Origin of the sequence: Neoalteromonas facilis (genome assembly GCF_002807665.1) — a bacterium.
Classification (GTDB): domain Bacteria; phylum Pseudomonadota; class Gammaproteobacteria; order Enterobacterales; family Alteromonadaceae; genus Alteromonas_E; species Alteromonas_E facilis.
The window spans coordinates 1-20,318 of sequence record NZ_PEAY01000004.1; the positions used below are offsets into that span (position 1 = coordinate 1).

Sequence of the window (20,318 nt, forward strand, 5' to 3'; positions counted from 1 at the left end):
GCGTGAAGCGGACCTTCACACAATGATTTTCCATATACAAGGTCTGTAGACTAACACCACGAACAACTGCACACCGAAATGTCAATCTTTGGCAAGGAAGCCATTGCTAGCGGCTCACATACAAACCTATCAAACTTCAAAACACCTATCATCAGGAAAACATAAAACCAGACTCAAATTCACCTGTCACTATGTCTAGCCTATAGCGTTAATGTTTTTTATTCTTAAAACACTTTTAAGGCGACGCTGAAAATAAAGCGATGAAAAAATTGTGTATTGGCTTTCTGGCGCGTCCTGATTATGCTGTCTAATAATCCATTCCTTGAGGATATTCAAAATGAGACGAAAGAAACTCCTAACGAGCCTGGCATTTGGCTTGTTGGTTTCATGCAGCGCAAACGGAAAAGACATCAAAACTCTGGATAAGCAGCTTTCTGAATTGATTCCGGCGGATGAGCCCGGTTGTTCTGTGGGCGTTTTCGAAAAAGGGAAACCTTTATTGCGCAAAGGTTACGGGTTGGCCAACCTTGAACTCAACGTCCCGATGTCGACCAACAACGTGCATCGCATGGCATCGGTTTCGAAACAATTTGTTGCTATGGCCGTATTGCTGCTGGCCGATCAGGGCAAAATCGACCTGAATTCAGATATCAGGGAGTATGTCAGCGATTTACCCGATTACGGTCACAAGATATCAGTCCATAGCGTGATTGGTCACACTGCGGGCATGGGTGATTACGACATGATTTCAAGCCACGGTCTGCCGGATGACTATGACATTCCAGAAGGCGCACTAAATCTCAAGGCGGTGTCAGGGCGTGCATTCCGTATCGGCAATGAAGACTATCTGACGGTCAGTGAGTTTCACGATTTAGTCAAGCAATTGCCTCTGGCCATAGAGCCCAATAAAACCTGGCAATACAGCAATATGGGGTATGTGTTGCTGGCCATTTTGGTGGAAGAGGTCAGCGGCAAAACCCTGAGGGAGTTCAGCCAGGAAAACATTTTTGAACCACTGGACATGACGTCCACATTCTTTGCTGACAACCCCACCGAAATTGTGCCAAATAGAGCCTATGGGTACTATCGCACCGAACAAGGTGTATATGTCAACAACATGACTAATCTGTTCTGGGTGGGTGATGGTGGTCTGCATACCACGATTGACGACATGCACAAATGGGATCGCCAGTTTTACCAGCCTAAACTGGGGCAACAACCAGAAAAATTGATGAAATTGTTCATGCAGCCGAACAGTCTGATCCCTGTTAACCCGGAAGAAGATGAGCCACTGCTCTATGCTAACGGTCAGGGTCTCCGAAATTCAGAACACGGATTGGTTGCCAGGCACTCCGGAGGATGGTTGGGTGCCAGTATCCAATACGAAAGGCTCATCGAAAAACAGTTTATGAACTTAGTGATGTGCAACAATGTGTCTATCAACAGTGCTGAAGTCTCGAAGACCATTACCGATTGGTATGTAAATTGATTTTACAGTCAGGGTAACTGCTTTATTTGCTGGCATCTGGTTTGAGCAGCTGCACAACTGAAATTAAGCGGCACTACTGAAGAAAAGGAAGCTTCTGTGCTTGAGTATCACAAAAGCTTCTTTAATCAATATTGGTCAAACATTGGAAGTATTTTCCAGGCTAGCGAATCATGTGCCACTGGGTCTGGCGTCCTGCGAGGTACCAGACCTTTTCGCTGTCAAACACCGCACTTTGCTCAAGCTTGATTTGAACCCATTGATCGCACCACTCAGTAATCGTTGTGGCAATGTTGCCTTCAATGGCATATCCAGTATTTGGATATAACTTCTAATCGCCCTGCACTGGTGTTGGGCCCTGATTATCCCACATGCCTATCGTTGATCCACTTGCATTGCCAACAAACCCCAGAGGGTGAGTGTAAGTGCTGCTTCTGATGCCTTTGGCTTCGTCTTGTTTGATAGTGTTCTCAAGGATTTCGCTACCTGTCAGGCCAGTGACAAAATTACCTGTCAAAATATCCTGCCAGCAAACGTTAGTTTCACTCGCTCGTATACTTTGATTACTCTTTGCCTTGAATTTTGCTTGAGACTTAACGACCGGTAATTGTCTGAAGCAGACCACCGCCTAAGCTGTGGTGACGGTCTAGTTATCGCTCCAAGAGAAGTAATAATCATCAAATACAATACGTTGTACGAGAATAAACCAATTATTCATCTACAATAGGCTCAGAGTAAAGCGAAAAAGCAGACGATTAACCAAACGTTAAGCGCCTGCGATTGTTCGTTATTGCACCATTTCGCGCAGTTTTGCTACATATTCGTGTTCTGGGTACTTGCGGCTGAATTGTGCGACGGCTTCAATAGCGTCATCTTTTTTGCCTTGTTCTAGTAAAAAGGCAATGAGTTGACTGTCATATTCAGGGTGCGAAAACGACTTCCCGACTTCTTGCATGATGGCTAACTCCAATGGTTTGGTGGCATCATCAGCCAGTCTGTATGCGTAAAACCCGTACAGTGCCAAGTAGTTGAGATCATATTTTTCGGGTGTTTGCGTGATTGCTCGAGTAATGGCATTTGGGCCAAGGCTTCGCGCCAGCGCTATAAGCTCCATTGTGGCTTCATCTGCAAATGGTGAGCGCGCCTTTAACGGTAAACCTAAGGCTAGAACTGTGGCCTCTGCTGCTTTTGCTACAGAGCCAGGGTTTTGCGCCGTAATCAAATTTCCATCCACCGCAATAAACGGCAGCATGGGAGCATTATTCACATAGTGGGCACCACGCGCCTTTAGTTCATCTTCAATGAAAAAGGGGAATTCGCTGAGGTGTTCAGCACTGAATGCGTGCTCTTCGCTGTTGGTAAAACTATTAACGCTTTTGCCGGCAACAAAATGCGTGCCGTCAGTATTTTGAATATCTAATAATGCCGCTGGGCCATGGCAAACTGCCGTGATCACCAATGCCTGATGCACCGCTTGTGTGAGCATTTGCTGTGTGGCTGCATGTACGGGCAAATCAATCATGGCACCTGCGCCACCCACCACAAATATTGCCTGATAGTCGCTAACCTCAATAGTGCTTGCGGGTAGTGTATTTTCGAGTTTGCTCAATGCTAGCGACTTAAAGCGCTGAATATAATCGAGTGAATCTTTATTGGTTTTTACCAGCACTGCCCCGCCTTTTGGGCTGGCTATGTCAACCTGCACGCCGTTATCATGTAATACCAGATAGGCTTGCGACAGTTCTTCCAAGTCATAACTGAGTTCGGGTTTTGCTTCTGTACCGTTACTCGAAATAAGCATCAAAACACGCTTTGACTCCGCGTGTACCGCGCTGCTTACAATGCAAAGACATACACACATACATTTGATTAGTTTGTTCATAACAACTCCTCCTGTTGATTGAGCTGCAGAATAAAAAAAGGAGCGTCGCGGGATCGTGAAGCGTTTGACTTTTTTGCTTGACGAAATCTTCACGGGGAATTTTTTACAGTGCAGGCATGAAACTAGGAGAAACTTATGAATCGTTTACTGATCCTCATTATGCTAACCGTTACCTTTATCAGTGGCTGCTCTCGCTCGCACTTGGACATATTTCCTGACTTGGAAGATCCAACCTTGTTAGAGCGAAAGCTACCTGTTGCACAATTGCATGCTGATATTGATGCGTTTATTCAAACTGCACAATCACTTCATCCAGATCTGGCGCAGTACGCTGATGAAAAAATGGTGGAAACTCTGCGTAAAGACATCAAAGCGAGTATTACAGAGCCAATGACGCGAGAAACGTTCTTCCGCCATGTTGGACGTTTGTCTCATGCATTCCAAGACGGTCACAGCTTATTGATTTGGCCGTATCAGGAGTATATGCAATTGCGCGAGAATGGGCATATGCACTTCCCTTTCCTAATGACACTGAGCAGTGAAGGCGTGTTCACAATTAAAGAGTACAAATCCGAAAGTGAGTACTTACCTTTAGGCGCTAAAATACTCTCTGTGAATGATGTAGCGATAGAAGAAATTTTAGCTAACTTGCAAGAATTTGTCGGTGGCGAAAGTCGTCGTCTGCGCGAAGCCGTTGCAGTGGAGCGTTTTCCACAAATGTTGTGGGCGGGATATGGTTTTGTAGATGAATTTGCCATAACGTATCAGCTAGCGGGACAAACTCATTCGTTGACGGTCGGTGTGAATGATGGGTGGCAAGCTGTCGATCAAGATAGCTCCCTTGAGGGCGACTTTGCTTTTACGCCATTGGAAGGCGCTGTGGGTTTACTGAAAGTGGCAACATTTGATGTCGACCCGGGTTTGTTTGAAGATGCTCTGGAGCAAGCGTTTGCAAGCATAAAGCAAAACAATATCAGTACCTTGATCATTGATATTCGTGAAAATGGTGGTGGCAATACCGATACGGCGACGGCCTTAGCGCAATATATTGCACATAAGCCTTTCCTGATGGTGTCGCAGATGAGTGAAAAACTAAACCACAACAATCGCGGGTGGATGCATCACAAAGGGAATATAGGCGACATTAAAGTGACGCCATGGACGGATTATATTGAACCGCAGGATGAGGATGTGCGTTTTGATGGTGACGTTTACGTGTTGATTGGGCCTATAACATACTCAGCGGCCATCGTATTTGCCACAACGGTGCAAGATAACCAGTTCGCGACATTGGTAGGCACGCCAACGGGAGGCTATGCCAATCAAACGGCGCAGGGCAACTTGTTTAATTTACCTAATTCTCAGCTACGCGCTTATATCGCAACGCGTTTATTGGTCAGGCCAAGTGGCGATACAAAGGTAGCACCTGTAATTCCTGATATACTGGTTGAATCAACTCAACAAGATTTTCAGCAAGGTAAAGATGCTGCGGTTGAACATATTTTGTCGAAATACCGCTCAACAAATATTGGGCAAAGCGCTAAGTTTCGCTAGCATTTTTGAGGATAGATGAATGCAAGGGTTATCGATATTGCTGGTTGAAGATACTGTTCAGATTGCAACAGAAGTGTGTGATTATCTCGCCTCTCAAGGGGCGAGGGTTGATTACGCAAGCACTGGGAAGCAAGGGTTAGCGCTGGCAATTCAACATGATTTTGACGTGATCATCTTGGATGTCATGTTGCCTGACCTCAGCGGTATTAAAGTCTGTGAACAAATCAAACAGTTATGTGAACCTGTGCCGCCAGTGCTGATGTTAACCGCGCGAGACAGTATCAATGACAAAGCCGAAGGTTTTGACGCGGGCGCTGATGATTATCTAACTAAGCCGTTTGAGTTGCAGGAGCTGGCCTTGCGTTGTAAAGCATTGGCAAGAAGGCAGCAGTTACACCAGTCTCACTCAACATTTATTGGTGATCTGTGCATTAACGAAAAACAACAGACCGTTGAGCGTGAGGGGAAGCCCATTCGCTTAAGTCAAACGGACTTTAAAATATTGCTGTTGCTGGTACATGCATATCCAAATGCAGTCAGTCGTCAGCAAATCATCAATAAAGTGTGGGGCGATGACATGCCTGATAGCGATGTTTTGCGCTCCCATATCTATACTTTGCGTCAATCACTGGATAAGTCGTTTGCTGCACCGATGTTGCAGACCTTGCACGGTATAGGATTCAAACTCAGTGTGCCTGAATGACTAAGCCTACCATGCAAGCGAGTCGAAGCTTAAACGCTACACTGCTCAAGACTATTGTGGGATTCAGTGCGCTACTGGCGACGATTATGATTTTGCTCATGTTGTCTTATGCGTGGGTGATTGAAGACAATGTGTTTAACCGTCTACTCGCCAGCGAAGCCGATTATATTGAAGCTCACTATGCGCAATCACTCGACATTGTTGAGCCCAGAGTACCTTTCATGCAATTGTTGTCAGGTTGGGAGCAACTCCCCAGTGATATTCAAGCGTTGCATCACGCATCGCCAACGCGTATCGAATTTCCCTTACCTGATGGTGGGACAATGCATCTGAAGCCCTTGCAATTAGGCGATGAAGAGCGCTTGTTAGTGGCGGATGTGACTCAATTTGAAGTATCGAGAGACTATCTACCTTGGCTAGTGCCTTGGTTGCTCGCTGTACTGTTGGTGGTGATGGCGGCAGCATTTATGTTGTCTCGATATCTCGCGCGCAAAATGGTCATGCCAATAGAGTCGATAGCGGCTCAGATCCAGCAACATCAAACCGGCGAAGCCATGGCTTTGAGTCACTCACTGCCGAACAATGAAATTGGTTATCTTGGCGAGACCATAGAGCTCAATATTAATCGGCTAGAGCAGGCGCTGGGCAGAGAAGCTGATTTTACCCGCGATGTCAGTCATGAACTTCGCACCCCGACCACCGTTTTGAAGATGATCGTGCGCCGCATAAACAATCAAGAGCCTTTAGACGATAGAACTATCCAAGAATTAACCCGCAGTGTCGGACAAATTGAACATACGCTGGATGTGTTATTGGCATTGGCTCGCGAAGAATCCATGCATTTACGTACCCTATGCTTGTTGGAAGAAATTGAGTATTGCCTGGTGAATCATAGCCATTTGATGGGGGTGTCTGATCTCACCTTGGATGTAAATGTAGGCGCCGATTTCCACTTGCAGGCGAATCCCAATTTACTGCGCATCTTAATCAATAACCTGATCAGCAACGCCTTGCGCCATGCTAGTGCGCCTAATTTGTCTGTGGAATTACAAGGGCAAGCATTAACCTTTACAAACCCAGTCAATCAAGAGCCTGTTGAGGACGTGATGAGTGCGAATGTAAAAGGGCCCGACAGTGAAGGCATTGGACAAGGTTTGCATATGGTTCAGCGTATTTGTGACCATTTCGGCTGGCATGCAGCGACTGCATTTGTGGATGGAAAATTCAAAATCACTATTAATTTTGCGCCTGCCGGTACGTTATCCAAATAGCAGGTGGCGGTGTTTTTCCTGAAAGACAGTGCTTTCCCATGCCCATGTTGATGACGACTTAGCTTGGCTTTCATGGCCCTTCAAAAGACGTGTTTGATTAGGTCTGGCGAGCAGTTTTTGCATCGATTGCAGGCACGACTTGTTGATGCCATTTGGCTCAGAGCTGTCTTTGCATTCTATGCCAGATAGCGCCAATGCATCACCAACGAATATTACTTCACCAATTTGATAGCAGCTTGCGGCGGGGGATAAGCCAGGCGTTAAGATAACGGAGAGCGCTAAATGTCCGAGGTAGATCACTTCACCCTCTTCAAACAAATAGTCGTAATCGCTAAATTGCTGAGTCGCATGTCCGTTTACGATATGCCATGAGACGTCTTCCGCGGGTACTCGTTTGATTTGTTCACTGATGCCAATTTCCCCTCCTCTGAGCGCTTTGATATAGGTAGAGGCACTACAATGCTGGCGGTCAGTGTGGGTTTCTAACAACCATTGTAAATCCAAATTATTGCTATCCAGATACCGAATAACCTCATCCGCACTTGCTGTGTCGATTTGTTGTTTGGCGCAACGAGTATACACGGGATCTATTATGGCCGCTTGGCCTGTGGCGGTATCACTTACCACATAGGTGACGCTGTGCGAGCTAGGCTCAATGAACGGCATGATATCAAGCGTTTTCATGGCTATATCCTGGAACGCTTTGATGCTGATCACGGGTATCGCTATCCAATGAAACTCGCTGATCGACGTGCAAGGTGTCCGGCACAATATGCGTACTCAGTATGACGGTTTTTTCAGCGCAAAGTATGTTGAGTTGCTCACTTACGCGTTTAATATTCTCTGCATCAAGCCCCTCAAATGGCTCATCTAACAGGACGATGTCGGCTCTACTGAGTATTGCTCTGGCAAGGCCAAGACGTTTCTTTTCACCGCCTGACAGCGGTCGTCCATTTTCCCCAAGCCACTCATCTAAGTTACTCAAGTACCCAAGCCCCACATCGGCAAGGGTGTTGTGAATGCGTTCGTCGCTAAGCGCTACATCGACAAGTGTGAGGTTGGCGCGCAACGTATCAGATAAGCAGTAAGGAAATTGTTCTATATACAACGCGTTAGACAATACGCCTTGCGTATGCTCCAGCGTAGGCGTAGTGCCTGCTTGAGAGCATAAGTAGCGTTTACCTTCAAATGGCAATAAACCCACAACTGCCTGCAGCAAACGTGACTTCCCACTGCCTGAGCTGCCTTCGATAATGGTCATGCTGCCTGATAAGATTGTCGTCGTTACGCGTGGCATACGTGTGTTGGTGGCTTTGAATTGCGAAAGCTGTATTCGATTAGTTGGGTACGAAATCCGGTTTAAACGCTCCGCTTCGGTGTCTAATATCTTCAGAGAACGTCGTGCGTGAATGTAATCCAACAGTTTGCGTTGATTCGCTAAACTGGGTGACAGCCAATCGGTTAAACCAAGCAATGCCATAGGCACAACAATGAACATTGCTTGCCCTGCAAGTACTTCGCTGTGTAACAAAAAGATACTGCATATACTCACCAGACCGGCAAACAATAATGTCATGCTTGCTACACGAATACGTGCCTGTATCTTGTTGATCAGTACGTTTAACGGAGCACTTTTGGGGGCTGCGGCTATTGGATTGGGCAGCAAGTGCCAAATGTTGGCGGATTCTACGTGTTGATGGATTTTGAGTTGTAGCGCTCGTCGCGTTCTCACAACCTGTGTTGATAAGGCGATGAGAGACGCGAGCAATCCCAAATAGATAAGAAAGAAGCTAACACTGAACGCCAGTGTAATGAGTGAAATCGCCGAAATTAATACTACGCTGACGATGTTTAACAATGTTAGCGAAACCAAAATACTGCTGTTTTGCGCCACAAACGAAATCCAGATAGACGCAACTTCTTCACTGTCATGATTGAGAGCATCTAGAAAATCTTCCCGAGATGTAACCGGTTTGTCTCGCAGTGAATCAAAAACCCACAAGCGCAAACCCGCGAGTCGATCGAGTAAATCATTGTGCCCCGTAAGCATACTGAAATAGCCACTGGCGATCCGAATCAGCGCTAACGCCCGAATGACGACAGCTGGCAGCATGTAATTAAATCCAACGCCGGCGATAGCGCACGCGGCTATAAACCATGACGCCACAAGTAAGATAACGATACCGGCAGTGAAATGAGCAATGGCAAGTGTCAGGCTCAACAACAAGGACATAAATCTACGCGGTGGAAGTTGTGTGCTCATGCGTGTACTTGAACCTCCCCGGTTTCGACTGACCACTGATGAGTAAACCACTCCTTTGGCAGTGGTTTATGAGAGGCCCAAATAACGGTCTTATCCTTTAATTGCGCACGCAACAACGTGCTGATTTGTTTGTGTTGCTCAAGGGTTAAGTGCGCTGTTGGTTCGTCTAGTAAAATCACTTCAGGTTTCAGTAACAATATACGTGCTAAGGCAAGTCGATGCGCCTCACCACCGGATAATGGTGGATGATCGCCTAGCGGGGTATCTAAGCCATAAGGCAGTGCTTCTGCCCAATCTGATAAGCCCACTTTTTGTAAAGCGTCAATCATGGCAGTACGGGTAATATCGGTATGTTCAAGAGACAGGTTATAGGCCAATGTATTGTCGAATATGGTGGCTTGTTGGCTCATCATGGTTGGACGAATAGGAAACTGATGAGTTGCTGGGCGAAAGCCCATTAACGCTTCTAATAACACGCTTTTACCTGCGCCTGAAGCGCCTGACAGCAGAATCCAGTCACCGGACTTTATGGTTAATGCGCTGGCATGCATAGCTGGCTCCTCAACGCGATAATTGAGCCAAGATATGCCGTCAAAGTGTTCACTGAAACGCAAGGGTTTAGTGTCCTTAAGTACCTGTTCGAGTCTTTCAGCACCTGCCTCAGCTTTGGCTTTTTGGTGATAAAAGCGGCCTAAATTTTTTAGCTCGGCAAACAACAAAGGGCTGACGAGTAGCATGAAAAGGCCTTGTTCGAAATTCATGGTTGGGCCAATGTTGATTTCGCCTAACAATGTAAAGCCAATAAATACCGCCACCAGTGCGATAGCAACGGTAGCAAAGAAGTCCAGTACAGACGTTGATAGAAAGGCAACTGACACTACGCTCATGGTTTTGCGGTTCACGATACGGCTAGCGTCGTCTAATCTAGCTCGTTGAGGCGCATGTTGATCAGTAGCAACCAGCAAAGGCAGAGCTTTTAGTCTGTCGCTAAACATGTCACCAAGGCGTTCTAATGCAATGAAATGTTTGCGATGCAGGTTAGCTGCTTGTTTACCTACCAACACCATGAAAAGGGGAACAACGGGCAGTGTTAAAAGCAGGCTAATGGCGACTACATAGTTAACCGGAAAAATGACAGCAATCACTATCAAAGGTGTTATGCCAGCAAGCCATTTTTGGATGCTGTATTGAGTGAAAAACTCTGCAACATCCGGAATATGGGTCAATGAAAGTTGTTGCCAAAATGTGGGAGTGAATTGGCGTGTGATGGCCGTTTGGCGCGACCCCCACACACCGTGTAAGCGCTGCTCGAACATGTTGGATATGTCGGAGCGTGCAGCATACGTTAAGTGATCGGCAGCAAACCAACCACAGGCCCAGAGCGTCATTGCGATGATGAACGGCAACAGTTGCGTGAACTGTACACTCTGTCCATCAACAATGACTTGGTATACCAATGAACTAAACAGGGCAAAGGTGACTATTTGGGCCGCGAGCTGGACCACACGTGCGCTGAGGATTTTCAGCTGGGGCGCTCGCAAACCTTTCGCTTCTGCTTTTAGCCATTGTTGCGCAGGGCTGTTTGGTGATGTTGCTGCCTGTTGCATTAAGACTCGTCCGTTCTGTCCATGTCTTCAGTAGATTCAAGCCACATGGCGTTAATGATCCCGAATGAACAGGCGAGTAAAACGCCTAATATCCAAGTGAAATACCACATAATGTTCTCCTTAATATATTGCGTGTGACTTGTTGAGATCAGACTGCTTGATACGACCACGCATCACCCAGAAACCATATGCGGTATAACTCAACACGATGGGGACAAATATACATGCAACAATGAACATGGTTTTCAATGTCAGCAATGACGATGTTGCATCCCACACAGTCAAGCTAGCCTCAGGCATGGTGCTGCTTGGCATCAAGAACGGAAACATTGAGAAGCCTGCTGTTAGGATAATACCGGTGATGGTTAATGCGCTGGCGACAAAAGCCAAACCACTTCTTCCTGCATAAGATGCGTAGGCACAAAGTACCGCAGCACCAATACCTAACACCGGAGCAACAATCATCCAAGGATATGTTGAGTAGTTGGTTAACCATGCGCCACTGACAATTTCAACACTCTTAGTTAATGGATTGCTGGTAGCCATAGTGTCTACCGTGGAGGTAATCACATAGCCATCAACGAAGAACATTAATGCTAAACCAGCTGCAATGAATAATCCTGCAGTCGCAATAGACAGCACAACGGATACACTGCGAGCACGCAGGTGAAGCTGATCATCTGTTTTTAATTGCAGCCATGTTGCACCATGGTTGAGTAACATTGCGACGGAAACCAATCCAGCGAGCAGTGCAAATGGGGTTAGTAGCCCAAAGAAGCTTCCTGTGTAGGTTGCTTTTAAGGTGTTATCCAATTCAAACGGCACGCCGAGCAACAAGTTACCGAATGCGACGCCAAAGATCAGAGCTGGAATAATGCCACCTGCGAACAGCGCCCAATCCCACATTAAACGCCATTTTTTATGTGGCAACTTACTGCGATAATCAAAACCGAGTGGACGCATCCAAAGGGCGATCAAGGTCAGTGCTAAGGCCAAATAGAAACCGGAAAACGCGGTTGCGTAGATCAATGGCCATGCAGCAAATATGGCACCGCCAGCGGTAATAAACCATACCTGATTGCCATCCCAGTGAGGCCCAATGGTGTTGATCATTACGCGTCTGTCTTCATCGGTTTTACCCACCAATGTGAGCAACGCACCAACCCCTAAATCAAACCCATCAGTTACGGCAAACCCGATCAGCAACACGCCAACCAAGACCCACCAAATAAGACGTAGTACTTCATAATCAATCATGAGTGTGCTCCTTTAGGGGTAGAATCAACTAGGCCTGCAGAGACCTTCTCTAGCAGTAGTTCTTGCTCTGCAAAAGTCGCAGAAGGCCCTTTTCTGGCGTATTTCTGCATCAAATAGAATGCGGCGATAAACATCAACGCGTAAAAGGTTGAATAAGCCACCATTGTGATCACAACATCAGTCACGGTGAGGTTAGAAACCGCAGTATGCACCGGCAGAATTTCCGCTATTGACCAGGGTTGACGACCATATTCAGCAACAAACCACCCTGCCTCAGACGCTATCCAAGGGAGTGGTAAGCTCCAAACCGCCGCTTTTAATAACCAGCGAGGTTTGGTGATTTGGTGTTTGGTTGAGTAGTAAAACGCTAATATGAACAAGACCAACATGGCGACGCCTGAGGCAACCATGATGCGGAAGCTCCAGAATAACGGCGCAACTTTGGGTACGCTATATTCAACAGCTTTTGCGATGGCTTCTTCACTGGGATTAGTAATATCCTCAGCAAACGGCTCTAGTAGCATGGCATAGCCTAAATCATCTTTATGCTGATTAAACTGTGCTACCTGCGCTTCAGTTGCTTCACCACTGCGCACAATGTCTAACACTTCATAGGCTTTGATACCTGATAAAATACGCGCTCTGTGTTCAACTTTGTGATCTTTGAGGCCAGTCACTTCTTCATCCAGCGAGCGTGTCGCGATGATCCCCATGGCATAAGGTATTTGAATGGCGTAGTCGACTTTCTCCGTTTCGTCGTTGGGTATACCAAAAACAGTAAAGGGGGCTGGCGCAGGGTGAGTGTCATATTCCGCTTCAACAGCGGCTAATTTTACTTTTTGTACGTCACCGAGTTCATATCCACTTTCATCCCCGAGTACTATAACGGACAGTACTGATGCCAGACCAAAACTCGCGGCAATTGCGAAAGAACGGCGTGCAAAGGCGATATCGCGCCCTTTGAGTAGGTAATAAGACGAAATCGCAAGGACAAAAACAGCAGCCGTGACGTATCCAGCAGATACCGTATGGACGAATTTAACTTGGGCCACAGGGTTGAACATCACTTCGGTAAAGCTAGTCATTTCCATACGCATAGACTCAAAATTAAATTCTGCCCCTACGGGATATTGCATCCAGCCGTTTGCAATGAGGATCCACAGTGCTGAGAAATTAGAGCCTAGTGCCACTAACCAAGTCGTCATAAGGTGCTTAACCTTTGACATTCTGTCCCAGCCGAAGAAGAACAAACCGACGAATGTAGATTCGAGGAAGAATGCCATTAAACCTTCTATTGCGAGAGGGGCACCAAAAATGTCACCAACATAGTGAGAATAATATGACCAGTTCATGCCAAACTGGAATTCCATGGTAAGGCCTGTGGCCACACCAATGGCGAAGTTAATACCAAACAATTTGCCCCAAAACTTGGTCATTTGCTTGTATATTTCTTTGCCCGTCATGACATATACGGATTCCATTATGGCCAACATAAATGTGAGCCCTAACGTTAATGGAACGAATATGAAATGAAACATGGCCGTCATCGCGAACTGAAGTCGCGATAGCTCGACGAGCGTTTCGTTCATGCTGTTTCTCCTTGTGACGCATTTTGAAATTTAAATACATCATGAGTTAGCATCGACTGTGCCAATAATGCATCGTGTGAAAAGCCTGAAAACTATTGATTTAGATCAAATTTTGGCGTGCAAGGCGTGAATTATTCATGTGCTTGTGTCGAATGTGACAAAGGTGTTGTCATATATGGCAACACCTTGTTATGTATGCGGTTTACTTGAGTTGTGAGGGTGTTTGAAGGGATTTTGTGACGGTAAACGCGCCGCGAATATCGCCCACTTTAAAGCCGGTTGCCTGATCTTGTGGATATAAGCTATCAATGGTTGCTTTTAGGTTGGACTCAATAGAAGAGCCATGACATGAAACGCACAACTCTCCAGTAGGAATAGCCTTCATAAAGCGAAAGGAATTTTCATCAGCACTTTTTGCAACAAGGTCGCCTGCAGGTTCACCTTGCAGACGCTGATTTTCAAACATTGTCAAAACCGCCGATTCCCAAGTATCTGGACGATTATCGGGGTTTCGCGCTTTAAGACTGGTTCTGCCCACAGTCCAACCATCTGTCGACAGTGATTGCGCTATGGCAGGCGCTTGCTGATGGCACACATCGACAGCCATAGTTAAACCGCCGGTTTTAACCGCATGCATTAATGCCTGCTTTAGTGTTGAGGCAAAAACACTGACTTTTTGTTTAGCCTCTGCTTCAAATTGCACGCGTTCCGCTTCACTTAATACGTCAGTCTCTGCGGGGACTTGTGCTTGTGTAGATACACTGAACAGCAGTGCCATGATTGGCATTGCTGTTCGTTTAAGGTTGGTTATAAGCACTGAATTCATGCGTTATTCCAGTCGCTCAATACCGAGTGCTTTGAGTACATATTTTTCATACACAGGCTCGCTCGTGCCGGTTTTCATCTTACGCATAAAGTATTTTTCAAACGCAATTTTGGCTAAATGTACCCACTTACCTTTCTTAAACCAGGTAATGTTACGTGGAGGAATTTGAGGCATCGCCACAAACGCAGCACCGGTGTCGCCCATATCGGCCAAACAAATCGCATGCCATGTACCTTTGCTGCTGGGCTCTTCATTATCGATGATGATCGATTTCAAGTTGTGAGCGATGGCGGTCATCATGGTTTCTATCATGTAACCGGTTTTCGGCGTCCCAGTTGGTACCGGGGTTGCTTCTACTGGCGGGATTGCAACACACACGCCGCCGGAGAATATATTGGGATAGGTCGGGTTTCGTTGAAATTCGTCGGTGATCACAAAGCCTTTGGGGTTACATAGTCCTTCAACATTGGCGACCGCATCAATGCCAGCAAAGGGTGGGATCAACATGGCATGATTAAAATTGATGTCATGTGTAAATTCCACTTCCCCTTTACGGTTCAATTCCGATACATGCATGACACCTTCTTCAACCTTATCTACGCTGGCATTGCATATCCACTTGATATCTTTAGCGCGCAAATCAGATTCCAGCAGCGACTTAGAGTCACCCACACCACCGAGGCCAAGATGGCCAATATAAGGTTCGCTGGTAACAAAGTGGATTGGTACCTTGTGACGTACTTTGGCATCTCGCAGTGCTTTGTCGAGGATAAAGGCATATTCATATGCCGGTCCAAAACAACTCGCGCCTTGAAACGCTCCCACTACCACGGGGCCTGGATTTTCTACCAACTTTTCAAAGTCAGTGTGGCATTGCATCGCGTGATCCAAGGTACAAATAGACTGGGTAAAGTATTCAGGTCCTGAGCCCTCGATATTGCCAAAAGCGAGCTTCGGGCCAGTGGCGATGATAAGGTAATCGTATTCAATGGTTTCACCAGCTTCAGTAATTAACTGGTTATGATGAGCATCGATTTCTGTCACACGTGCACACACAAAGCCTATTTTTTTCTTGCTCAGGTACTTCTCAATTGGGATTGTAATGGCTTCAGGTTCACGCCAACCGACAGCAACCCAGGGGTTGGACGGAACGAAGCGGAATTCTGGCCTTTCATTGACGACTACAACTTCATGATCTTTGCCCAGAATTTCTTTTGTTTCATATGCTGCAGGCATTCCACCTGTACCAGCACCTAACACCACCACTTTTGCCATTATCTTGTCCTAGTTGATTGTCAGTTAACGTAACTGCCCAAATGTAAATAGGGTGTAAACAAAACGCGTGCCAAGGTTTGCGTGATCGCAAACTATTGTTTTTAAATGATTTATGATAGATGTGATATTGTGGGTGGATTTTGAACAGTATTTTGTGTCATATTTGTCACTCAAAAGTCAACTATGACACAACAAAAAGCGAGCGCTATGAACACGTCTATTGTTCAATCCATGATCAATGCAATCGATAAACCGGCCATCTTTATCGATACGCAATACACCATTCTGGCGGTTAATGATGCATACCGTGATACATATGAAACAGAAGTGGTTGTTGGAACGAGCCGCTGCTTTGAAATCTCTCATGGGCACAAACAGCCTTGCGACAAACACGATGAGGAGTGCCCAATTCAGACCTGTAAGGCAACTAATAGGTCCTGTAGCGTGGTGCACATTCACAATACCGAATTAGGAAAAACGTACTGCGACATATTGATGAAGCCGGTAAAGGATGAAAATGGCATTACCACAGGCTTTTTAGAAATTCTCGACCGCATTAACTTTGCCTCTGCCGAATCAGAGATGAATAAAATGATTGGTGCATCTGTACCTTTCAAGCAAATGCTAACGCAGATCAACCGAGCGGCTAAGTCAGAGATCTCTGTGTTATTGCATGGCGAAACCGGAACAGGTAAAGAGCTTGTGGCAAAGGCGCTACATGAGTCGAGCCCGCGCGCAGAGAAGCCTTTTGTGGTTATCGAATGTACCGGCTTAAATGAAAATTTATTTGAGTCGGAATTATTTGGGCATGAGAAAGGGTCGTTCACTGGTGCAACCCATGCGAAAAAGGGTCTCATTGAAATTGCCAATGGTGGCACCGTTTTCTTTGATGAAATTGCTGATGTGCCGCTGAGCATGCAAGTGAAGCTGCTACGCCTGCTGGAGACGCAGTGCTACCGCAGTGTCGGTGGGATTAAGCAAAAAAAGGCGGATTTTCGTCTTATATGTGCCAGTCATAAAAACTTGCTAGAGTTGGTTGAGCAAGGTGAATTCCGCAAAGACCTATACTACCGTATCGCGGGTTTCCCAATTGAATTACCGTCGTTGTCGGAACGTAAAGATGATATCCCTTCACTAGCAAAGCACTTCCTTAACCTCTCAGAGTCGAATCATAAACGTTTCACCGATAATGCTTTGAGTACCCTGAGTAATTATCGTTTCCCCGGCAATATTAGAGAGCTGCGTAATATCGTTGAACATTCAGCGTTGATGGCGAATGAAGATATTATTAACGTTGACGACCTGCCTCGCATCGTGACGCAACAAGAACACCAAGCAGATACAATTACAGATACGGTTATTACATTGGAAGATGCAGAAGCGACTTATTTAAAGCAACTGTGTGAAACCCAAACCTCGCCGATCAATGAATTGGCTGATGTACTTGGTGTGAGTACTCGAACTCTATACCGCAAGTTGCAAAAGTATGGTCTTAAGTACGAGTAGGCGATATGACATTAGCGAACGTAAAGTTATCACAGCAAAATACCTTTGCCATAAAACGGAAATAACGTCCCCCATTAATTAAGGGGACGTCTTTGTCGGGCTTATTTACTTAAATGTTCTTCTAAGAAGGGCATTACTGATTCGTAAAAATCTTTAACCTGCTTTGTCGAGGTAAAACTATGATTGACACCATTCATAGTTTTTAGCGTATGTTCAATCTCATAGATATTTAACATATGACTTAGTCTCCAACTATGCTCAACATCAACTACATCATCTTTGGAGCCATGTATGAGTAACAATGGGCGGCTTATTTGGTTGGCATTGTATACTGGAGAGAAAGCTTGTAGTTCTGACATGTGAGTAGAAGGATCGCCTACAATTGACTTAATGATGTCCAACATTTCCTCATCATTTTGTATTGATGATTTGTTAAATAACAGTGGTAGGTCCGTAACTCCAGCAAATGAAATTGCACATCGATAAGCGCCAGGATTCTGGATTATTCCCATAATCGCTGAGTACCCACCATAGCTACCGCCTAAAAGGCAGACTCGTTCTTTATCCAAGAATGTAAACTTTTTAAAAGCATTTTCAGTTGCAGCGTTAATATCTTGCTCTATTGCTCGCCCCCATTGTTGTAATCCTTGGGCTTTAAAAGCATTGCCGTAGCCGCCTGATCCTCTGTAGTTAACCCTAAGTACGGCATATCTATTGTGAACTAGCCATTCCACGTCAGAATTTAGATGTTTAGAGTCGAATACGCCAATCGGTCCCCCATGAGGCATGATAATCAGAGGGAGAGAAGCAACTTCGGTTTTATTCAAATTTGATGGGTAGGACAAAAATGCTTCAACACTTACATTGTCGCTGATTTGGGTCAAAAAGACATCGGTAACGGATAGTGACACATCATCTAACCATGGGTATAGAGATGTAACTTTTGAGCACTTATTCCCCGTTTCTTGGCAATGTAGCAAAGCTCCAGGATCTGAGGCGCTATATTGAAAGAGCAACATTGATTCGGCGGATGAGTTGCTATCAAATACCGAAAGTTGATGGTCTGGATTCCTGTCTTTAATTGCATTAAAGGCAATTTCGGCTGATTCACTCATAAAATGATATACGAGCTCGCCTTGATCAAGATATGTTACAGCAAGTGGATTTTCTCCATTGGAATCCATGATGATTCTATGAATATCGTACTTAGGATGCTCAAAAATTATTGAATCGATGGTAGCTGTTTCGAGATTAAAAATGGCAGCGGCACTTTTGTCACGCTCAAAATCCGTAACTACCCACGCTTTAGTAAAGTCAGCATTGATTCCATAAACTGAAAACTCTGTATCAGTATTGCCCGTCCAAATGTTCGTCATTCGATGCGATTTTGCTGAAGTACGATGCCACAATGAGGGTTTTCTATTTTCATAACTTAGACCTAAACGCAGGCTTCCGTCATTCCCTGTTATCCAATTAATTATCTTTCCACTGTTGTAGTTATACTTTTTATTCTTTTTAAAACGGTAAGGTTTCTTTGAAAATAGAGGGATTCTATGTACATCGGAAAATACTTTTTCGTCATCAACTCTATATTGCGCAAATAAGAATGCACCTGGATTATTTTTAAGAGGGTCGACTATATATCCATCATTTGAAATAAATTGTGTTCGGTTTATTTTTATCTCAGATTCGGTAGTCAATAACTCGATTATCTGGGTTGAAATTTCGCCACTGCTTTTTTTTCTAATTTGAATGGCTATGATGTCTTCAGACAACCAAATCAGTTTATTTATTTCGAAGCGATTATTAACGCCGAATATATCTGTATATGGAAGTCCTTGACTACCTACCATAACGGCACCAAAGCGCTCATATGCAACTAGGTTTCCTGACGGATTTAAAACGGCTTGCGTTACCACAGGTCTCCGAAAAAAATCCTCAATTGAAGTAGAGTTTTCATCTGCAATGACTGTGCAAGAAAGTAACAAACTCAGAATTAATAATGAGCGCAAGATCATTTGGTCGCTCCTTGATTAAATCGTTGCGAGTAATAAAATTGGATGAAAGGGTCGTTAGGAGCAAGAGAGTTTGTCCACTCAAGGCGGTGGATTAAATAGGGATATAATTTTTCTATTCTCTTAACTAAGTAAGACAATCGATCATATATTTGGGCAGAACCGCCGCTATAACCACCCTCAAATATGAAAATGCCGTTGAAGTTCAGTTTGGACGCTTCGACATTTAAGAAAAGGTTCCAGTCATTGAAGTCAATATAATGCCTGGTCGATGGAGCAACCATATCAATGTTGCTATCTAGGAGGCCAACTCCAGTATATCCAAGCTCAATTCTGTCCCATTGATATTGCCCTTTTGCTAGCTTTCGAATCTCAATGTGTTCTTTGGATACAAGTGGACCTATATTGATATTTCCATCAAATATGTTTGGAGATTTAATAACTATTTTGGGAGCGGTGCCATATGCGTATGCGGCTACTATCGCTAATCCTTCATTGTCACTTAGCTCCTCAAGATCGATACGCTGCTCAATTCTTTCTTGCGTGTTGACTAGTGCTTGATGAAAATTATTTAGCCGAACCTTGAATAGCCTTTCTACCATTGGGTTTTTAGTACAGTATTCGGTCGATTCTGGGTTAGCTTCAAAGTCTAAAATAATGTTATCAAAAGGTTTGGTTACGTTATCGATTAAAGCTTTATAGCCGAAGTGGTTAACCCAAATCTCTTTAATCATGTCAAAAGATACGGTGGGGTCCGCTTGTTTGCTCTCGTAAAGAGTTTGAGCTGAAGTCATGGCGATATTGAAATCTTCAAGCCACTCATCAACTTGCTCGCGATGTTTTACCGCTAATTCATACATTTCTTCGCCACAAGAATTTGCGACTAGGCTCGGAGATATTCCAATTAAAATCAGGAGTAAAAGTATTTTTTTCATATTCTGTGCTTGATGCAAAATGGTCTAGGACGCGGGCACAAAATAAGCGCTGCTCAGGTAAGTACTCACAATCCTTGTGTTCGCGTACCTTAATATATGTATTAGTCTGATTGCAATGCTTAGAAGACAACTAAGTCATTATTGAAATA

Annotated in this window: 18 protein-coding genes; 6 read left to right on the plus strand and 12 right to left on the minus strand. The window is 45.0% G+C overall.

Annotated elements, in window-relative coordinates; all coding sequences use genetic code 11:
* The first annotated feature begins 337 nt into the window (after positions 1-337).
* The gene (locus CSH93_RS11425) at positions 338-1,489 is read left to right on the plus strand and encodes a serine hydrolase domain-containing protein (RefSeq protein WP_100643411.1); all 1,152 of its coding nucleotides are present in this window, start codon (positions 338-340) and stop codon (positions 1,487-1,489) included.
* A gap of 100 nt (positions 1,490-1,589) precedes the next feature.
* Complete coding sequence (locus tag CSH93_RS18005) at positions 1,590-1,814, plus strand: hypothetical protein (RefSeq protein ID WP_205663312.1); 225 nt, start codon at positions 1,590-1,592, stop codon at positions 1,812-1,814.
* Between the two features lie 3 nt (positions 1,815-1,817).
* On the opposite strand, the gene CSH93_RS18010 is transcribed toward CSH93_RS18005, so the two are convergent.
* Together CSH93_RS18010 and CSH93_RS11435 are read right to left on the minus strand one after the other, a co-directional pair.
* Positions 1,818-2,003 (minus strand): hypothetical protein, encoded by a 186-nt coding sequence (locus CSH93_RS18010; protein ID WP_205663314.1) that lies wholly within the window; start codon positions 2,001-2,003, stop codon positions 1,818-1,820.
* 270 nt (positions 2,004-2,273) lie between these two features.
* On the minus strand, positions 2,274-3,368 hold the full coding sequence (locus CSH93_RS11435; RefSeq protein WP_100643412.1) for a type 1 glutamine amidotransferase domain-containing protein: 1,095 nt from the start codon (positions 3,366-3,368) through the stop codon (positions 2,274-2,276).
* 135 nt (positions 3,369-3,503) lie between these two features.
* On the opposite strand from CSH93_RS11435, the gene CSH93_RS11440 reads away from it, so the two are divergent.
* Genes CSH93_RS11440 through CSH93_RS11450 form a run of 3 tightly spaced genes read left to right on the plus strand, consistent with a single transcriptional unit; the run spans position 3,504 to position 6,896 of the window.
* On the plus strand, positions 3,504-4,922 hold the full coding sequence (locus CSH93_RS11440; RefSeq protein ID WP_100643413.1) for a S41 family peptidase: 1,419 nt from the start codon (positions 3,504-3,506) through the stop codon (positions 4,920-4,922).
* Between the two features lie 19 nt (positions 4,923-4,941).
* The gene (locus tag CSH93_RS11445) at positions 4,942-5,625 is read left to right on the plus strand and encodes a response regulator transcription factor (protein ID WP_100643414.1); all 684 of its coding nucleotides are present in this window, start codon (positions 4,942-4,944) and stop codon (positions 5,623-5,625) included.
* A complete protein-coding gene (locus CSH93_RS11450) occupies positions 5,622-6,896 on the plus strand; it encodes a sensor histidine kinase (RefSeq protein ID WP_100643415.1) in 1,275 nt (424 codons plus the stop codon). Before CSH93_RS11445 ends, CSH93_RS11450 begins: the two co-directional genes overlap by 4 nt.
* Here the strand turns inward: CSH93_RS11450 and CSH93_RS11455 are convergent.
* From CSH93_RS11455 to CSH93_RS11490, 8 genes are all read right to left on the minus strand, one after another.
* Positions 6,885-7,580 (minus strand): MBL fold metallo-hydrolase, encoded by a 696-nt coding sequence (locus CSH93_RS11455; protein ID WP_100643416.1) that lies wholly within the window; start codon positions 7,578-7,580, stop codon positions 6,885-6,887. The genes CSH93_RS11450 and CSH93_RS11455 overlap by 12 nt on opposite strands.
* Positions 7,567-9,159 (minus strand): ATP-binding cassette domain-containing protein, encoded by a 1,593-nt coding sequence (locus tag CSH93_RS11460; protein ID WP_100643417.1) that lies wholly within the window; start codon positions 9,157-9,159, stop codon positions 7,567-7,569. Before CSH93_RS11460 ends, CSH93_RS11455 begins: the two co-directional genes overlap by 14 nt.
* Entirely contained in the window at positions 9,156-10,766 is a 1,611-nt protein-coding gene (locus CSH93_RS11465) for an ATP-binding cassette domain-containing protein (RefSeq protein ID WP_100643418.1), read from the minus strand. Before CSH93_RS11465 ends, CSH93_RS11460 begins: the two co-directional genes overlap by 4 nt.
* Positions 10,766-10,876 (minus strand): cytochrome bd-I oxidase subunit CydX, encoded by a 111-nt coding sequence (gene cydX, locus CSH93_RS11470; protein ID WP_100643419.1) that lies wholly within the window; start codon positions 10,874-10,876, stop codon positions 10,766-10,768. Before cydX ends, CSH93_RS11465 begins: the two co-directional genes overlap by 1 nt.
* A gap of 10 nt (positions 10,877-10,886) precedes the next feature.
* The gene (gene cydB / locus CSH93_RS11475) at positions 10,887-12,023 is read right to left on the minus strand and encodes a cytochrome d ubiquinol oxidase subunit II (RefSeq protein ID WP_100643420.1); all 1,137 of its coding nucleotides are present in this window, start codon (positions 12,021-12,023) and stop codon (positions 10,887-10,889) included.
* The gene (locus CSH93_RS11480) at positions 12,020-13,612 is read right to left on the minus strand and encodes a cytochrome ubiquinol oxidase subunit I (RefSeq protein WP_100643421.1); all 1,593 of its coding nucleotides are present in this window, start codon (positions 13,610-13,612) and stop codon (positions 12,020-12,022) included. The genes cydB and CSH93_RS11480 overlap by 4 nt, the downstream gene beginning before the upstream one ends.
* Before the next feature lie 202 nt (positions 13,613-13,814).
* On the minus strand, positions 13,815-14,438 hold the full coding sequence (locus CSH93_RS11485; protein WP_205663316.1) for a Tll0287-like domain-containing protein: 624 nt from the start codon (positions 14,436-14,438) through the stop codon (positions 13,815-13,817).
* Positions 14,439-14,441: 3 nt separating this feature from the next.
* On the minus strand, positions 14,442-15,713 hold the full coding sequence (locus tag CSH93_RS11490; protein WP_100643422.1) for an NAD(P)/FAD-dependent oxidoreductase: 1,272 nt from the start codon (positions 15,711-15,713) through the stop codon (positions 14,442-14,444).
* A gap of 207 nt (positions 15,714-15,920) precedes the next feature.
* Between CSH93_RS11490 and CSH93_RS11495 the strand changes: the two genes are divergently transcribed.
* On the plus strand, positions 15,921-17,219 hold the full coding sequence (locus CSH93_RS11495; RefSeq protein WP_240615586.1) for a sigma-54 interaction domain-containing protein: 1,299 nt from the start codon (positions 15,921-15,923) through the stop codon (positions 17,217-17,219).
* 101 nt (positions 17,220-17,320) lie between these two features.
* Here CSH93_RS11495 and CSH93_RS11500 read toward each other — a convergent pair whose 3' ends face one another.
* Positions 17,321-19,237, minus strand: a complete 1,917-nt coding sequence (locus tag CSH93_RS11500; RefSeq protein WP_100643423.1) for an alpha/beta hydrolase family protein — start codon at positions 19,235-19,237, stop codon at positions 17,321-17,323.
* Entirely contained in the window at positions 19,234-20,169 is a 936-nt protein-coding gene (locus CSH93_RS11505) for a hypothetical protein (RefSeq protein WP_124748970.1), read from the minus strand. The genes CSH93_RS11500 and CSH93_RS11505 overlap by 4 nt, the downstream gene beginning before the upstream one ends.
* Positions 20,170-20,318: the final 149 nt, after the last annotated feature.

Bases quoted from the DNA above. Each gene is read 5' to 3' on its own strand.
- CSH93_RS11435 (WP_100643412.1), bottom strand. From the start codon at position 3,368: ATGAACAAACTAATCAAATGTATGTGTGTATGTCTTTGCATTGTAAGC.
- CSH93_RS11455 (WP_100643416.1), bottom strand. From the start codon at position 7,580: ATGAAAACGCTTGATATCATGCCGTTCATTGAGCCTAGCTCGCACAGC.
- CSH93_RS11500 (WP_100643423.1), bottom strand. From the start codon at position 19,237: ATGATCTTGCGCTCATTATTAATTCTGAGTTTGTTACTTTCTTGCACA.
- CSH93_RS11505 (WP_124748970.1), bottom strand. From the start codon at position 20,169: ATGAAAAAAATACTTTTACTCCTGATTTTAATTGGAATATCTCCGAGC.
- CSH93_RS11450 (WP_100643415.1), top strand. From the start codon at position 5,622: ATGACTAAGCCTACCATGCAAGCGAGTCGAAGCTTAAACGCTACACTG.
- cydB (WP_100643420.1), bottom strand. From the start codon at position 12,023: ATGATTGATTATGAAGTACTACGTCTTATTTGGTGGGTCTTGGTTGGC.
- CSH93_RS11445 (WP_100643414.1), top strand. From the start codon at position 4,942: ATGCAAGGGTTATCGATATTGCTGGTTGAAGATACTGTTCAGATTGCA.
- CSH93_RS11460 (WP_100643417.1), bottom strand. From the start codon at position 9,159: ATGAGCACACAACTTCCACCGCGTAGATTTATGTCCTTGTTGTTGAGC.
- CSH93_RS11490 (WP_100643422.1), bottom strand. From the start codon at position 15,713: ATGGCAAAAGTGGTGGTGTTAGGTGCTGGTACAGGTGGAATGCCTGCA.
- CSH93_RS11485 (WP_205663316.1), bottom strand. From the start codon at position 14,438: ATGAATTCAGTGCTTATAACCAACCTTAAACGAACAGCAATGCCAATC.
- CSH93_RS11480 (WP_100643421.1), bottom strand. From the start codon at position 13,612: ATGAACGAAACGCTCGTCGAGCTATCGCGACTTCAGTTCGCGATGACG.
- CSH93_RS11425 (WP_100643411.1), top strand. From the start codon at position 338: ATGAGACGAAAGAAACTCCTAACGAGCCTGGCATTTGGCTTGTTGGTT.
- CSH93_RS11495 (WP_240615586.1), top strand. From the start codon at position 15,921: ATGAACACGTCTATTGTTCAATCCATGATCAATGCAATCGATAAACCG.
- CSH93_RS11465 (WP_100643418.1), bottom strand. From the start codon at position 10,766: ATGCAACAGGCAGCAACATCACCAAACAGCCCTGCGCAACAATGGCTA.
- CSH93_RS11440 (WP_100643413.1), top strand. From the start codon at position 3,504: ATGAATCGTTTACTGATCCTCATTATGCTAACCGTTACCTTTATCAGT.
- cydX (WP_100643419.1), bottom strand. From the start codon at position 10,876: ATGTGGTATTTCACTTGGATATTAGGCGTTTTACTCGCCTGTTCATTC.